Origin of the sequence: Isoptericola sp. b408 (assembly GCF_030588085.1) — a bacterium.
Classification (GTDB): Bacteria; Actinomycetota; Actinomycetes; order Actinomycetales; family Cellulomonadaceae; genus Isoptericola; species Isoptericola sediminis.
Window position 1 is genome coordinate 443666 of sequence record NZ_JAUQYQ010000002.1, and the last position, 13426, is coordinate 457091.

12 protein-coding genes are annotated in these 13426 nt (G+C 74.1%); 5 read left to right on the forward strand and 7 right to left on the reverse strand.

The annotated features are described in order from the left end of the window. Positions 1–2: 2 nt before the first annotated feature. The 3 genes from Q6347_RS07690 to Q6347_RS07700 all read right to left on the reverse strand — a co-directional run bounded on the left by Q6347_RS07690 (position 3) and on the right by Q6347_RS07700 (position 3257). On the reverse strand, positions 3–1271 hold the full coding sequence (locus Q6347_RS07690; protein ID WP_304607082.1) for a thiolase family protein: 1269 nt from the start codon (positions 1269–1271) through the stop codon (positions 3–5). 181 nt (positions 1272–1452) lie between these two features. Next, on the reverse strand, positions 1453–2679 hold the full coding sequence (locus Q6347_RS07695; RefSeq protein ID WP_304604130.1) for an HRDC domain-containing protein: 1227 nt from the start codon (positions 2677–2679) through the stop codon (positions 1453–1455). Continuing rightward, positions 2676–3257, reverse strand: a complete 582-nt coding sequence (locus tag Q6347_RS07700; RefSeq protein WP_171248161.1) for a DUF3000 domain-containing protein — start codon at positions 3255–3257, stop codon at positions 2676–2678. Before Q6347_RS07700 ends, Q6347_RS07695 begins: the two co-directional genes overlap by 4 nt. 194 nt (positions 3258–3451) lie before the next feature. On the opposite strand from Q6347_RS07700, the gene gndA reads away from it, so the two are divergent. The 4 genes from gndA to Q6347_RS07720 are packed head-to-tail and all read left to right on the forward strand — an operon-like array spanning position 3452 to position 8253. Beyond that, the gene (gndA, locus tag Q6347_RS07705) at positions 3452–4888 is read left to right on the forward strand and encodes an NADP-dependent phosphogluconate dehydrogenase (protein ID WP_304607083.1); all 1437 of its coding nucleotides are present in this window, start codon (positions 3452–3454) and stop codon (positions 4886–4888) included. 7 nt (positions 4889–4895) lie between these two features. Next, on the forward strand, positions 4896–6236 hold the full coding sequence (locus tag Q6347_RS07710; RefSeq protein ID WP_304607084.1) for a hypothetical protein: 1341 nt from the start codon (positions 4896–4898) through the stop codon (positions 6234–6236). Next, positions 6233–7516: a carboxylate--amine ligase gene (locus Q6347_RS07715; protein ID WP_304607085.1), complete on the forward strand. Its 1284-nt coding sequence runs from the start codon at positions 6233–6235 to the stop codon at positions 7514–7516. Before Q6347_RS07710 ends, Q6347_RS07715 begins: the two co-directional genes overlap by 4 nt. Then, the gene (locus Q6347_RS07720) at positions 7513–8253 is read left to right on the forward strand and encodes an aspartate/glutamate racemase family protein (protein WP_304607086.1); all 741 of its coding nucleotides are present in this window, start codon (positions 7513–7515) and stop codon (positions 8251–8253) included. Before Q6347_RS07715 ends, Q6347_RS07720 begins: the two co-directional genes overlap by 4 nt. A 97-nt stretch (positions 8254–8350) precedes the next feature. Here Q6347_RS07720 and Q6347_RS07725 read toward each other — a convergent pair whose 3' ends face one another. Together Q6347_RS07725 and Q6347_RS07730 are read right to left on the reverse strand one after the other, a co-directional pair. Then, complete coding sequence (locus Q6347_RS07725) at positions 8351–8848, reverse strand: hypothetical protein (RefSeq protein ID WP_304607087.1); 498 nt, start codon at positions 8846–8848, stop codon at positions 8351–8353. Positions 8849–8902: 54 nt separating this feature from the next. Continuing rightward, positions 8903–9661 (reverse strand): dihydrofolate reductase family protein, encoded by a 759-nt coding sequence (locus Q6347_RS07730; protein WP_304607088.1) that lies wholly within the window; start codon positions 9659–9661, stop codon positions 8903–8905. A 32-nt stretch (positions 9662–9693) separates the two neighbouring features. On the opposite strand from Q6347_RS07730, the gene zapE reads away from it, so the two are divergent. Then, positions 9694–10764 (forward strand): cell division protein ZapE, encoded by a 1071-nt coding sequence (gene zapE, locus Q6347_RS07735; RefSeq protein WP_369810826.1) that lies wholly within the window; start codon positions 9694–9696, stop codon positions 10762–10764. A gap of 4 nt (positions 10765–10768) precedes the next feature. On the opposite strand, the gene Q6347_RS07740 is transcribed toward zapE, so the two are convergent. Both Q6347_RS07740 and Q6347_RS07745 read right to left on the reverse strand, forming a co-directional pair. Next, on the reverse strand, positions 10769–11617 hold the full coding sequence (locus tag Q6347_RS07740; protein ID WP_304604124.1) for a PPK2 family polyphosphate kinase: 849 nt from the start codon (positions 11615–11617) through the stop codon (positions 10769–10771). Continuing rightward, positions 11617–13281: a hypothetical protein gene (locus Q6347_RS07745; RefSeq protein ID WP_304607089.1), complete on the reverse strand. Its 1665-nt coding sequence runs from the start codon at positions 13279–13281 to the stop codon at positions 11617–11619. Before Q6347_RS07745 ends, Q6347_RS07740 begins: the two co-directional genes overlap by 1 nt. Positions 13282–13426: the final 145 nt, after the last annotated feature.

Sequence of the window (13426 nt, forward strand, 5' to 3'; positions counted from 1 at the left end):
GCTCAGCCCTCCGTGGTTCCGGCGTGACCGGAGTAGTCGGCGTGGTGGGGGTTCTCCCAGATGACGGTGCCGCCCTGGCCCAGGCCGACGCACATCGTCGTCATGCCGTACCGGACCTCGGGGTGCTGGGCGAACTGGCGCGCGAGCTGGGTCATCAGACGCACGCCGGAGCTGGCCAGCGGGTGGCCGACGGCGATGGCTCCGCCGTAGCTGTTGACGCGCTCGTCGTCGTCGGCGATGCCGTAGTGGTCCAGGAAGCTGAGCACCTGCACGGCGAAGGCCTCGTTGATCTCGAACAGGCCGATGTCGTCGATGGTCAGACCCGCCTGGGCGAGCGCCTTGTCGGTGGCCGGGACCGGCCCGTAGCCCATGATCTCGGCCGGGACGCCGGCGAAGGCGTAGGACACCATGCGCATCGCGGCGGGCAGGCCGAGCTCCTCGGCGGTGTCGCCGGCGGCGAGCAGCGAGACGGTGGCGCCGTCGGTCAGCGGGGACGCGTTGCCCGCGGTGACCCGACCGCCGGGGCGGAACGGCGTCTTGAGGTCGGCGATGCCCTCCATCGTGGTGCCGGGGCGGGGGAGCTCGTCCTCGGTGGCCAGGCCCCAGCCCTTCTCGGCGGACCGGACGGCGATCGGCACGATCTCCGGGCCGATGTCGCCGTTCGCCACGGCCTTGGCGTACTTGGCCTGCGTGTTGACGGCGTAGGCGTCGGCACGCTCCTTGGTCAGGTGCGGGAACTTGTCGTGCAGGTTCTCCGCGGTGACGCCCATGTTGAGCGCCTCGGGGTCGACCAGCTTCTCCGCGAGGAACCGGGGGTTGGGGTCGGCGTCGAGGCCCATCGGGTGCCGGCCCATGTGCTCGACACCGCCGGCGACGACGACGTCGGAGGAGCCCATGGCGATGCCCGCCGCGGTGGTCGTCACGGCGGTCATGCCGCCGGCGCACATGCGGTCGATCGCGTAGCCGGGGACCGACGTCGGCAGGCCCGCGAGGAGCGCGACGGTCCGGCCCAGCGTGAGGCCCTGGTCGCCCTGCTGCGTCGTGGCGGCGATGGCGACCTCGTCGATGCGCTCGACGGGCAGCTCGGGGTGACGGCGCAGCAGCTCGCGCAGCGCCTTGACGACGAGGTCGTCGGCACGCGTCTCGGCCAGCAGGCCGTCGGGCCGGGCCTTGCCGAAGGGGGTGCGCACGCCCTCGACGAACACGACGTCGCGCAGGGCGCGACGGGCCGGGTCTCGGGTGGTGCCGGGGGCCTGGGGGGCCACGGTCATGGCAGCTCCGTCCGTTGCGGGGGATCGGTTCCGACGGTGCCGGGGAGCATCGTCGCTCGGGTGCCGCGGCGGGTCACGCCGAGCACAGGTACACGCTACCGCGAGTACCACGAAGAGCATAGACCACCTGAGACCCGGTATCAGCCGGCGGGCGGGCAGGCCATCCCGCGGACCGCGCCGGTCAGGCGTCGGCGAAACCGCGCGCGAACCGCTCCGCCACCAGACCGATCTGCCACTCCCGGGCACGCCGTCCGCGCAGGAATTCCCCGATCTCCTCGGCACCCGCGGGCTCCGGCGGCGACCAGCACAGGCGGCGCATCGCGTCGGGCTGCAGCAGGTTCTCGGCCGGGACGTCGTGGGTCTCGGAGAGCTCGGCCACGATCGCGCGCGCCGCGTCCAGGCGCCGGGCTGCGACGGGGTCTCTGTCGGCCCAGGTGCGCGGCTGCGGGGGTCCGTCGGTGCGCGGCCCCCGGATCGCGGGCAGCTCGGCGTCGGGCAGGGCCAGCGCGGTGTCGATCGCGCGCTGCCAGGTGGTGATCCGCCGTCGGGCGCCCTTGGTGGCGAACTCCGGGACCGCCGCCAGCTGCCCGGCCGTGCGCGGCATCGCGCGCGCCGCGGCGACGATCGCGCGGTCCGGCAGCACCCGGCCCGGCGAGACGTCGCGCTCGCGGGCGTTGCGGTCACGGGCCTCCCACAGCGCCCGCACGACCGCCAGGCCGCGTCGGTTCTTCACCGTGTGCGTCCCCGAGGTGCGGCGCCACGGGTCCGGCCGCGGGGCCGGCGGCGGCAGGGTGCGCACGTGCTCGAACTCCTGGGCGGCCCACTCGGCCTTGCCCGCCTCCTCGAGACGCGCGGCGAGCACGTCGCGGACCTCGACCAGCACCTCGACGTCGAGCGCCGCGTACCGGAGCCAGTCCGTGGGCAGCGGGCGCGTCGACCAGTCGACCGCGGAGTGCTCCTTGGCGAGGCCGAGGCCGAGGGTGTCGGCGACGACGGCCGCGAGGCCCACGCGCGGCAGGTTCAGCAGCCGGGCGGCCAGCTCGGTGTCGAAGATCCGCGGCGGCCGCAGCCCGTGCTCGGCCAGTCCCGGCAGGTCCTGGGAGGCCGCGTGCAGCACCCACTCGACGGGTCCGACGGCGTCCGCGACCGCCGACAGGTCCGGCAGCGTCACCGGGTCCAGCAGTGCGGTCCCCGCGCCCTCGCGGCGGAGCTGCACGAGGTAGGTGGCCTGGCCGTACCGGTACCCGGAGGCCCGCTCGGCGTCGGCCGCCACCGGGCCCGACCCGGCACCGAACGCGGTGACGACGCGGTCCAGGGACCGCGGGGTGGAGACGACCTCGCCGACCCCGTCGGCCGGTTCGGACAGGGGGACGACGCCGGGGTCGGCCTGGGTCACGCCGGAGCTCATGGCTCCACGGTACGGCGTCGCACGTCCAGGGCCGTCACGCCGTCGGGCAGCGGGGGCAGGCCGCCGGCCGTCGACATCAGGTCCGCCCAGACCTCCAGGTGCGCCCCCAGGTCGGTGTCGGTCGGCGTCCAGGAGGCCCGGATCTCCAGGTCCACCGCGTCCGGCGTGCGTGCCAGCGCCCCGTAGCTCTGCGAGAGCACCCGGGTGACCGTCCCGCCGGTCGCGATCGCTCCCACCTGCGCCGACTCGAGGTTCTCGGTCACCCAGGTCCAGGCGACGTCGCCGAGCATCTCGTCCCCGGCCAGCTCCGGCTCGAGCTCGGCGCGCACCAGGGTCACGACCCGGAAGTCGCCGCGCCACTGGTCCTGTCCTGCGGGGTCGTGCAGGACGACGAAACGTCCGGTGGCCAGCTCGACCCCGCCGCTGATGACCTCGCCCTCCAGCGCCAGGCTGTACGGCGCCACACGTCGCGGCCCGGGGATCTCGGACAGCCGGACCTCGGGGCGGGTGCGACGGCCGCGCAGCGACGCCAGCGCGGCGGCGAACCGCCCCGGGACCTCCGGCGGGGAAGCAGTCACCCTGTCACCGTACGCCGGGCGGGGCGCCGCGCGGGGCCGACGTGCCGCACGCGTCCGGCGCACGGGACCGGGCGCTGTCCGCATCACGGCACGTCGACCAACCGTTCGTGCCGTCCGACTAGGCTGTTCTCGGCCTGGCGGGTGACCGACGGAGTGTTCGCCCGGGAACGACCTCCACGAGGAAGCAGGAAGCAATGACAGCACGAGCTCAGATCGGCGTCACCGGACTGGCGGTGATGGGCCGGAACCTCGCCCGGAACTTCGCCCGCCACGGGTACACGGTGGCGGTGCACAACCGCAGCTACGGCAAGACGCAGTCCCTCATGGAGGAGGCCGGCGACGAGGGCGACTTCGTCCCCTCGGAGTCGATGGCCGACTTCGTCGCCTCGCTCGAGCGCCCCCGCAAGGTCGTCATCATGGTCAAGGCCGGCGCGGCCACCGACGCCGTGATCGACGAGCTGCTGCCGCTGCTGGAGGACGGCGACATCGTCGTCGACGCCGGCAACGCCCACTTCCCGGACACGATCCGCCGCGAGGAGGCGCTGAGCGCCCGCGGCCTGCACTTCGTCGGCACCGGGGTCTCCGGCGGCGAGGAGGGCGCGCTGCTCGGCCCGTCGATCATGCCCGGCGGCACCCGGGAGTCCTACGAGTCGCTCGGCCCGATCCTCGAGGCCGTCTCGGCCAAGGTCGACGGCACGCCGTGCTGCACGTACGTGGGCCCGAACGGTGCCGGCCACTTCGTGAAGATGGTCCACAACGGCATCGAGTACGCCGACATGCAGCTCATCGCCGAGGCCTACGACCTGCTCCGGGCCGGCCTGGGGGCCTCCGCCGCCGAGATCGGCGAGATCTTCGCGGCCTGGAACGAGGGCGACCTCGAGTCCTTCCTCATCGAGATCACCGCCGACGTGCTCCGGCACGTCGACGCCGAGACCGGCCAGGCCTTCGTCGACATCGTCCTGGACCAGGCCGAGCAGAAGGGCACCGGCCGGTGGACCGTGCAGAACGGTCTCGACCTGGGCGTGCCCATCACCGGGATCGCCGAGGCGACGTTCGCGCGCGCCCTGTCCGGCGGCGTGCCGCAGCGCGAGGCCGGCCGCCGGGCGCTGCCGGCGAACGCCGAGCCGCTGCAGGTCGCCGACCGGGACGCGTTCGTCGAGGACGTCCGTCAGGCCCTCTACGCCTCCAAGGTCGTCGCCTACTCCCAGGGCTTCGACCAGATCGCCGCCGCGTCGGCCGAGCACGGCTGGGACATCGACCGGGGTGCCATGGCGCGCATCTGGCGCGGTGGCTGCATCATCCGGGCCCGGTTCCTCAACCGGATCACCGAGGCCTACGAGCGTGACCCGCAGCTCCCGCTGCTGCTGTCGGACGAGTACTTCACCGACGCCGTCGGCGACGGCCTGTCCGCGTGGCGCCGCGTCGTGGCCCAGGCCGCGTCGGCCGGCATCCCCGCCCCGGCGTTCTCGTCGTCGCTGGCCTACTACGACGGCGTCCGCGCGGAGCGCCTGCCCGCCGCGCTCATCCAGGCGCAGCGTGACTTCTTCGGTGCGCACACCTATCGTCGCACCGACCGCGAGGGGACGTTCCACACCCTCTGGTCCGGTGACCGTTCCGAGCAGGAGGCCTGACACCCCCGTGACCCACCCCCAGTCGGTTCCCGAGGCCGCCACGAGCGACCCCGGGTTCCACCCCGTGATCGTCGGTTCCGACATCGGCGTGTACGCGCTGACGCGATCCTTCCACGAGGCCTACGGCCTGCGCACCACGGTGGTCGCCTTCGCCGAGCCCGGCCCCATCGCGCACTCGCAGCTCATCGACACCGTGCTGTCGGGCACCGCGGCCGAGGAGATCGTCGCGACCCTCGAGCGGGTGGCGCGCGAGCGTCGGGGGGCCGGGCACCGTGAGCCGCTGCTGCTGCAGTCGAACATGGACTGGGTCGTGCGCATCCTCGCGCACCACCGGTCCGCGCTGCAGGCCGCCGGCTACGTGCTGCCGTACGCCGACATGGGCCTCATCGACCGCATCTGCGACAAGGCCGAGTTCTCCGCCGTGTGCACCGAGCTGGGCATCCCCACGCCGGCCACCGTGATCCAGGACTTCGCCACCGCGGACGAGCCGGGGTGGAAGCCTGCGCCGGTCGGCTTCGACTACCCGGTGATCGCCAAGCCGGCCTCCAGCGCCGACTACCACGACGTGCACTTCGCCGGGAAGAAGAAGATCTACGAGATCGCCTCCCGCGCCGAGCTGGACAGCCTGTGGGGCAGCCTGCGGCGCGCGGGGTTCCGGGGGCGGTTCCTCGTCCAGGAGATGATCCCGGGCGACGACACCCAGATGCGCTCGGTCACGACGTACTCCGACACCTCGGGACGGGTGACCCTGCGCTGCTCCGCCCGCGTGCTGCTGGAGGAGCGCACCCCGGCGGCCCGGGGCAACCCGTCGGCGATGATCGTCGAGCCGATCGAGGAGATCCTCGACGCGGCCCAGCGGCTGTGCGAGCACGTCGGCTGGCACGGGTTCGCCAACTTCGACGTCAAGCTCGACCCGCGTGACGGCGTGTACAAGTTCTTCGAGCAGAACCCCCGCATCGGGCGCAACAACTACTACCTGACCGCGGGCGGCCAGAACCCGACCGAGGTGCTCGTCGACGACGTGATCCGCCGCGAGCGTCGCGAGCAGGTCACGGCGCGGCGCGAGGTGCTCTACTGCGTGGTGCCGCACCGGCTGCTGCGCCGCTACGTCCTCGACGAGGGGCTGCGCGCCCGGGTCGTGGGGCTGATGCGCACCGGACGCACCGTGCACCCGCTGCGCTACGTCGCCGACGCCTCGCCGCGCCGCCGGCTGTACGTGCTCACCGCCCTGGTGAACCACGTGCGCAAGTACCGGCGCTACTACCCGGCCAGCGCCCTGCAGGCCAACTACGACGCGGCCCGCCGCGCGACGACGCGGCGCACCGCCGCAGGACAGGAGACCCGATGAGCCGCCGGCTGCAGCCCGTCGTCCTCGGCGGTGACATCGGCGCCTACTCCCTGGCCCGGACCTTCCACGAGGCCTACGGCGTGCGCCCGGTGGTCGTCTCCGGGATGTCCACGGGGCTCGTGCGCCACTCGCGGATCCTGCAGCACGTGGTGGAGCCCGGGATCGACGACCCGGACGTCGTGGTGGCGCGGCTGCGGGCGATCGCCGACGAGCACGCCGACGCCGACCTGATCGCCGTCGGGTCGGCGGACTGGCTGGTCCGGCTCCTCGTCGAGCAGCGGGCCCGGCTCGAGGACCGCTACACGATCCCGTACGTCGACGAGAAGCTGTTGCACCGGCTCACCGACAAGGAAGGGTTCGGCGACCTGTGCGCCGAGCTCGGCATCGCCCACCCGACGACGGTCGTCCACGACGTCGCCGCGGGCGGCGAGCCCGACACCTCCGAGCTGACCTTCCCGGTCATCGCCAAGGCCGCCAGCACGGCCGCGTACCACGACGTGGAGTTCGCCGGGAAGAAGAAGGTCTTCCTCGTCGACACCCGTGAGGAGCTCGTCGACCTGCTCCGGCGGGTCCACGACGCGGGGTACCAGGGGTCGTTCGTCGTCCAGGACTACATCCCCGGGGACGACTCCGGGATGCGGATCCTCACCTGCTACTCCGACGCCACGGGCAAGGTCCGCTTCTCCGCCTACGGTCACGTGCTGCTCGAGGAGCACACGCCCGGCGCCCTGGGGAACCCGGCCGGCATCATCACGCAGGTCAACCACGAGGTCGTCGAGCAGGCCACCCGGATGCTCGAGCACGTGGGCTGGACCGGCTTCGCGAACTTCGACCTCAAGTACGACCCGCGCGACGGCCGGTACGTGTTCTTCGAGCTGAACCCGCGCCTGGGTCGCTCGAACTTCTACATCACCGCCGCCGGGGCGAACGCCGTGAAGTTCTACGTGCACGAGCACGTGCAGGGCCAGGACCCCGACCCGCGGGCGGTGCTCGGGGCGGACGTGCCGCTCACCGCCTCCGGCGAGCTCGAGGCGGAGCACCTGTACACGGTGCTGCCCGGCGCCCTGCTGCGCCGGTACGTGCTCGACGACGAGGTGCGCTCGACCGCACGCCGCCTCGCCCGCCGCGGACGGTCCACCAACCCGCTGTGGTACCGCGCGGAGACGGACCCGCGACGGCTGGCCTACCTGGCGATCGCCCAGCTCAACCAGTGGCGCAAGTACGCGCAGCACTACCCGGTCGCCGAGGCCCGCCGCCTCGCGTGGCGGGGCTCGGCGTGAGCACCACCTCGGACGCCGGGGCCACGGGACCGATGCCGCCGGTCGGGGTGATCGGCGGCGTCGGCCCGCTGGCCACGGCCTACTTCCTGCAGCGGGTCGTGCAGCTCACCGACGCCGCGCGCGACCAGGAGCACGTCGACCTCGTGGTGCTCAACCACGCCACGATCCCGGACCGCACCGACTTCGTGCTCGGCCGGTCGACGGACGACCCCGGCCCGGTGCTGGCCCGCGACGCGGCGCGTCTCGAGGCCTTCGGGGTGCGGTTCCTGGTGATGCCGTGCAACACCGCGCACTACTTCACCCAGCAGGTGCTCGACGCCGTCACGGTGCCGTTCGTGTCCATCGTCGACGTGACCGTCACCGCCGCACGGGCCCGCGTGCCGGACCTGACGCGCGTGGGGCTGCTGGCCACGGCCGGCACCGTCGCCTCCCGGGTGTACGACCACGCCTTCGCCGCCCACGGCATCGACGTCGTCGCCCCCGACGAGGCCGACCAGGAGCGCGTCAACGCCGTGATCTACGAGCAGGTCAAGGCCGGTCGCCCGGCCGACCCCGACGCGCTGCGCCAGGTCGCGGCGCGCCTCGTCGACCGCGGCGCCGGGGTCGTCGTGCTCGGCTGCACCGAGCTGTCGGTGGCCGCCGTCGACCACGGGCTGCTGGACGAGCCGCCGTTCCTCGACTCGATGGACGAGCTCGTGCGCGCGACCATCACCCGGGCCGGGCACCGGGTGCGGTAGACCTGGGCCTCAGACGTGCTGTCGTCGGCTGAGTCTGCGGTTGCGCTGCGGGCGGGTCCCTCGTTCTTCGGGCCCCACCCTGCGCTGCACCTCCGCCTCAGCCGAGCTCGCTGGTGCCGGCGTACAGGTGCAGCACGGGCACCTGCAGCACGTCCCGGGCACGGGAGGCCCAGTCGGTGTGGAAGGTGTCCTCGACGGCGTGCGGGTAGGTCACCACGACGACCTCGTCGCCGCCGTCCGCCACGGCGCGCTGCAGCGTCGGCAGCGGGTCGTCCTCGGTGACCTCGCCCGAGGCGGTGGCGCCGCGGGCGCGGAACAGCTCCACGGACTCGGTGACCTGCTCGGCGGCGGTCGCCGTGGCCTGCTGGGGCGTCGGCTCCTTGCCGATCAGGTCGTCCCACGCCTCACGCAGCTCGAGCATCCCGAGGTGGTCCAGCACGGAGGACACGACCCGGTGCTCGGTGTCGGCGGGCACCAGCACGCGATAGGCGATCTCGGCGTCCATCTCGGTGTGCAGCCCGGTGATGTGGTCGACGTCGGCGGAGGTCAGCGCGTCCTCGCTGAGGACGACGACGGTCCATGCTTCTGCAGACATGGCAGCAACCTACGGCACCGCCGCCCGCGGTGCCCAGGGGGCCGCCGGCACGGGTCACCCGACCTCCCAGCGCGCCAGCAGCGTGCCGGAGGGCCCGGACAGGAGGTGGCCGAGGCGCAGCTCCCGCCCGGCGCCGGGCTCCCGGTCCCGGGGGGCGGCGACGATCCGGCGGGGTCCGGGCCCGGCCAGCATCGGTGACGTCGTCACGCACAGCTCGTCGACGAGGTCCGCGGCCAGCATGTCGGCGAGCAGGCCGGGACCGCCCTCGCACAGCACCCGCGCCAGGCCGCGCGCGGTGAGCGCCTCGCGGGCCGCGCGCAGGTCCACGCCGTCCTCGGTGCCGTCCGAACACTCCAGCACCCGGTCCTCGCCGACGGCGGCCCCGGCCTCCTGCGCTCCTGCCCGCCCGGTGACCACCAGCGGGGGACGGGGGCCGTCGAGCGTCGCCCAGGGCACCTGGCCGCTGCGGGTGACGATGGCGAGCTCGAGCGGCGCGGTGGCGAGACGTTCCAGGCCGCGGGGCCGGGACAGGCCCGTGTACCCCTCCTGCCGGGCGGTCCCGGCGCCGACGAGGACGACGTCGGCCAGCGCGCGCAGGACACGGAAGACCCGCCAGTCCGCGGGGTCGTTGATCGACGCGGACCGGCCGTCAGGACCCCAGGCGGCCCCGTCGACGGTGGCGATCATGTTCGCCCGCACGAACGGCCCGTCCGGCACCCTGTACAGGTCCGCGAGGACGTGCTCGTCGGCGTCGGGCGGGATCTCGCCGACGGTGGGGAGATGACGGACCAGCGGGGGCGTGTCGGAACTCACAGCGGCCAGACTACGACGCCCGCATAGGGTGGATCGTCGTGACAGCAGTGCAGTCCAGCGACACGACCGCCATCGGCTCCCTGGTGGCGGTCCGCCCCGCCTTCTCCGCCGACCGCCTCCTGGCGGACCTCGTCCCGCCGCGGCACTTCGCCGACGCGCGGTTCGCCACGTACCGCGCGAACCCGGACCACCCCAGCCAGGCCGCCGCGGTCGCCCGGCTGCAGGAGGTGGCCGCCGAGATCGCCCGCCCGGCGCCGAGCGGGCTGCGGTCGCTGCTCGGCCGTCGTCGTCCGGCGCCCGCCGTCTACATGGACGGCGGGTTCGGCGTGGGCAAGACCCACCTGCTGACCTCGCTCGCGCACGCCGTGCGGGAGGAGCTCGGGGCCGACGCGGCCGCCTACGGGACCTTCGTGGAGTACACGAACCTCGTCGGCGCCCTCGGGTTCCTGCCGACGGTCGAGGCCCTCTCCACCAAGAAGCTCGTCTGCATCGACGAGTTCGAGCTGGACGACCCGGGTGACACCGTGCTGATGTCACGCCTGCTGCGCGAGCTCGCCGACCGCGGCGTCGCCCTCGCGGCCACGTCGAACACCCTGCCGGACGCCCTCGGCGAGGGGCGGTTCGCGGCGGAGGACTTCCTGCGCGAGATCCAGGCGCTCGCGGACCGTTTCGAGGTGCTTCGTGTCGACGGCGAGGACTACCGCCACCGGTCGGTGGTCACGGACGCCGCGCCGCTCGCCACCGAGGTCGTGTGCACCACCGCGGCCGCGCGTCCCCGCGCGGTGGTCGACGACTTCTCCGACCTCCTCGCGCACCTCGCGACCGTGCACCCGAGCCGTTACGGGGCGCTGCTCGACGGCGTCGAGGTGGTCGGGCTGACCGGGGTGCGACCGGTGACCCGCCAGGAGGTCGCCCTGCGACTGGTCGTGCTCGTGGACCGGCTGTACGACCGCGACGTGCCGGTGCTGCTGGCCGGGGCGGACCCGCGCGCGCTGTTCAGCGAGGAGATGCTGCGCGGCGGCTACCGCAAGAAGTACTACCGGGCGCTGTCCCGCCTGGGTGCGCTGGCCGAGGACGGCCGCGCGCTCCTCGACGAGGCCTGAGCCGTCACCCGCCGGTGAGCAGCCGGCGCTGACGCTCCACGTCGAAGTCCGCCGCCGGCCACCGGAGGTCGAGGCCCCGCAGCGTGTGGCGCAGCAGCTCGCTCACGGCCAGCCGGGCGAACCACTTGCGGTCCGCGGGCACGACGTACCACGGCGCGACGTCGGTGCTGGTGCGGTCCAGCATCTCCTGGTACGCGGCCTGGTACTCGCCCCACCGCTCCCGGGCGCGCAGGTCGGCCGGGTCGTACTTCCAGTGCTTCTCCGGCCGGTCCAGGCGTGAGACCAGCCGCTCGAGCTGCTCCTCGGGCGAGATGGCCAGCATCACCTTGACGATCTCGGTGCCGGCCGCGGCGGTCTCGGCCTCGAAGGCGTTGATCTCGTCGTAACGGGCCCGCCAGCTCGCCTCGGGCTGGAGCTCCTCGACCCGCACGACGAGCACGTCCTCGTAGTGCGACCGGTCGAAGACGCCCAGCAGCCCGGGCGACGGCAGGGCGCGCCGGATCCGCCACAGGAAGTCGTGGGCCTGCTCCTCGGGGGTGGGTGGCCCGAAGCCTCGGCACCGGACGCCCTGAGGGTCGACCATGCCCACGACGTGCCGCACGATCCCGCCCTTGCCGGAGGTGTCCATCCCCTGCAGGATCAGCAGGACGCTGCGCACGCCACCCGTGCGGCCGTGGGCGAAGAGTCGTTCCTGCAGGTCCGACAGCTCGTCCGCGTGGCCGGCGCGCAGCACCTTGGCGGCGCGCTTGCGGCCGGTGTAGCCCGGGGTGGAGCGGGTGTCGAGCGCGTCGAGGCGATCACCGGGGCGCCAGCGCAGGGAGGTCGCCGGGTGCTCGGTCCAGGGTGCGGTCATCAGGGTTCCGTCCTCGGGTCGGCGCCGGCGGGGCGGGCGTCGGGGTCGTCCCGGAGGATGACGACGGAGCGCCGCGGGGCCCGCAGGCTCCCGTCCTCCAGGTGGGTGCGCTCCTCGTCCCAGGCCGCCGCCACCCGCCAGGCGCCGGACGGCGTGCCGAGGCGAGGCACGAGGTCCAGCGCGGGCACCGCGGGGTCGAGGACCAGGACGAGCGCGGTGCCGCCACGACGCGCGACGAGGGCACCGTCGTCGGTCGTGACCTCCAGGCGGTGGGCGAGGTCCGTCAGGGCGGCGGGCCGCAGGGTGAGCAGCCGGCGCGTCCAGGCCGCGAGTCGGCGGGCGTCCGCGGAGCCCGGCCGGACGGGGACGTGCTCGGTGTCGAGGACCACGACGCTGCCGGCGAGCACGGCGAACGCCAGCAGCGTGGCGTCGTCGTCCGCGGAGGTCGTGGCGGCGGACCCGGCGACGTCCTCGAGGCGTGACCAGGGGACCGCCCGGGTGGCGGCCGGCAGGCGGGTGACGGGTCCGACGAACGAGCCGCTGCGCTGGGCGGCTCGCAGCGCACGCCGTCGACCGGCCGGGATCCGGGCCGGGGCGGTGATCTCGGTCGACAGCCGGCGCAGGTCGCCGGCCGGACCGTCGAGCCGCCCCGTCAGCAGCCGCTCCACGGTCGTGGTGAGGCGGTCGCTGAGACCGGGTCCGTCGGCGAGCAGGGCACGGGGGCGCCCGGTCCGCGCCGAGACGTCCTGGGCGACCGCCGCCAGCTCGGTCAGGAACGGCGCCGAGGACCGGTCGGCGAGGGCCTCGACGTCCAGCAGCAGGCCGTCGACGTGGAACTCGTGCAGCCAGCGCCGGGCGTCCGCGACGAAGAAGTCCCGGGGGCCGCGGCTGCCGGAGCCGTCGAGGTTGATCCGGGGGGCGTCGTGGCCGTGGTCCTTCCGCGGCCGCGGCGCGATCCGCGACCCCTGCGCGTACGGTCCGAACCGGTCCAGCCGCAGCGGGTCGGCGACCGCCCACCGGTGGGGCAGGTCGAGCACGACGGCGAGTCCGTGGCGGTGCGCCGTGTCCACGAACCGCTGCAGGGCGTGCGGGCCCCCGAAGGGCTCGTGGACCGCGAAGAGCCGGACGCCGGCGCGAGGACCGGCCTCGGGGTCGAAGGCCGCCACGGGGGAGAGCTCGACGCCGTCGACCCCGAGCGTGGCGACGTCGGGCAGTAGCCCCGTGGCGGCGTCGAGGGTCCCCTCCGGCGTCACCGTGGGCACGTCGAGGTGCAGCAGCGACCCCCGGGTGAGGTCGGCCCCGGGCCACGCGTGGTCCCGCCACACGAACCGCTCGTCCAGGATCCTGCTCGGGCCCTGGATCCCTGAGGGGACGTGGGCCGCCGCGGGGTCGGAGAGCGGCGGCCCGCCGTCGATCGAGAACGAGTAGTCCGTCCCCGGGGAGATCTGCTCGTCGGCACGCCAGTAGCCGGGTTCGTGGGCGCCGACGAGTCGCATCGGTCGGCGCGAGGTGGATCCGTCGGGGAGAAGGAGCACGAGCTCGACGGTGTGCGCGCGAGGTGCCCAGAGCAGCGGTCGGGGGCCGGGCCAGGGTTCGCGGCGGCGTTCGCTCGGCGCAGGAGTGGCCCGGGAGCGCGCCTCGTCGAGTGGATCGCCTGTGGTCACGGCCCCACCATACGGCGCGCGCACGGGCAGGGGAGGGTCGTGTCGTGCAGAGGGCGTCGCGTCGCCGCACGGTGTGACGTCCCGGTGCCGACGGGGTGGCAGGAGTGCGCCCGTGTGCAGAATAGTGTGCCAAGCACGGGCGAAC